Here is a 1,808-nt window from a genome sequence, read left to right as displayed (position 1 = left end):
AGTGTTTCCACCGAAGCTGCCAGCAACGTATCGCGAATATCATTCAGGATGACCCGTGCACCCGCCGCCGCCAGGCCTTCTGCATAGGCAAAGCCCAGCCCTCGCGCAGAACCCGTTACCAGCGCCGTTTTCCCCGTTAAGTCAAATAAAGCTGCCATGTTATTCCCTCACTCGTTTAATTTGTAGGACGACCTTCGTATTTGAGGGTGAGTTTTCGACATGACAAAATCAATAGCTCCCTCATGAATTTGCAACAACGATCACAGGAAGATGCAGCCAACAATCCCCTCAATCAAATTAAGCTATTGAATATAAATTACTTATTTGTTTTGGCTGAATGGACTTTGATCGACATCACAGAATGGGGTTCTTAATAACCCGTTGTGAAACAAGCGTGATATAACAACTTTAAATTGTAGGACAACCTACAAATAACTGTATTATCCTTAACGGTATGGCATGCCGTACATTCGCTGAATTGAGGAGTGAAAGTGAGTAACCTGAAAATCACCAACGTAAAAACCATTCTGACGGCACCGGGCGGCATTGATTTGGCCGTCGTTAAAGTCGAAACCAACGAGCCGGGCCTCTATGGGTTGGGATGCGCCACATTTACCCAACGCATCTTCGCGGTAAAAAACGCTATCGATGAGTACATGGCACCTTTTCTTATTGGCAAGGATCCGACGCGTATTGAAGATATCTGGCAGTCCGGTGCGGTAAGCGGCTACTGGCGTAACGGCCCTATCATGAATAACGCGTTGTCGGGCGTGGACATGGCACTGTGGGACATCAAAGGTAAGCTCGCTGGCATGCCGGTGTATGACCTGCTCGGCGGCAAATGCCGCGACGGGATCCCATTGTACTGCCACACCGACGGCGGCGATGAAGTGGAAGTGGAAGACAACATCCGCGCCCGAATGGAAGAAGGCTACCAGTACGTTCGCTGCCAGATGGGGATGTATGGCGGTGCGGGAACTGATGACCTCAAACTGATCGCCACACACCTGGCGCGGGCGAAGAACATTCAGCCCAAGCGCTCACCGCGCAGTAAAACGCCCGGTATCTACTTTGACCCGGAGGCTTACGCCAAAAGCGTCCCTCGTCTGTTCGACCACCTGCGTAACAAACTCGGCTTTGGCATTGAATTTATCCATGATGTGCATGAGCGCGTGACCCCTGTTACCGCCATTAACCTGGCAAAAACGCTCGAACAGTATCAGCTGTTTTATCTTGAAGATCCGGTTGCGCCGGAAAATATCGACTGGCTGAAAATGCTGCGCCAGCAGTCTTCCACACCGGTTTCCATGGGCGAGCTGTTTGTCAATGTGAATGAGTGGAAACCGCTTATCGACAACAAACTCATCGACTATATCCGCTGCCACGTGAGTACCATCGGCGGCATTACACCGGCGAAGAAACTCGCCGTCTACAGCGAACTGAACGGCGTGCGTACCGCATGGCACGGACCGGGCGACATTTCCCCGGTAGGGGTCTGCGCCAATATGCATCTTGATTTGAGTTCGCCTAACTTTGGCATTCAGGAATACACCCCCATGAACGACGCCCTGCGCGATGTCTTCCCGGGTTGCCCGGAGATCGACCAGGGTTATGCGTACCTGAACGAGAAACCAGGTCTGGGGATCGACATTGACGAAGCCAGGGCGGCGAAGTATCCGTGCGAGGGTGGGATCCCATCCTGGACAATGGCACGCACTCCGGACGGCACGGCCTCAAGACCGTAAACAATGCAGGCCCGGTTGGTATCCGCCGGGCCTGCTCTCCAGCACCTTAGTTTTCTCCAGGCC

General features: G+C 52.7%; 2 protein-coding genes. One reads left to right on the top strand and one right to left on the bottom strand.

The annotated features are described in order from the left end of the window. Positions 1-158 (bottom strand): SDR family NAD(P)-dependent oxidoreductase (locus DZE2538_RS00015; protein WP_038915249.1); only part of this gene is annotated, 158 nt, incomplete at its 3' end. 333 nt (positions 159-491) lie between these two features. Here DZE2538_RS00015 and DZE2538_RS00010 point away from each other — a divergent pair. After that, positions 492-1,745 carry an enolase C-terminal domain-like protein gene (locus tag DZE2538_RS00010; RefSeq protein WP_038915248.1) on the top strand — a complete coding sequence of 418 codons (1,254 nt, stop codon included), beginning with the start codon at positions 492-494 and terminating at the stop codon, positions 1,743-1,745. The last annotated feature ends 63 nt before the right edge of the window (positions 1,746-1,808 follow it).

The organism is Dickeya zeae NCPPB 2538, from assembly GCF_000406165.1.
In the GTDB taxonomy this organism is placed as follows: domain Bacteria; phylum Pseudomonadota; class Gammaproteobacteria; order Enterobacterales; family Enterobacteriaceae; genus Dickeya; species Dickeya zeae.
Note: the sequence above shows the minus strand (reverse complement) of the source record. Positions and strands in the feature narration are given on the sequence as shown.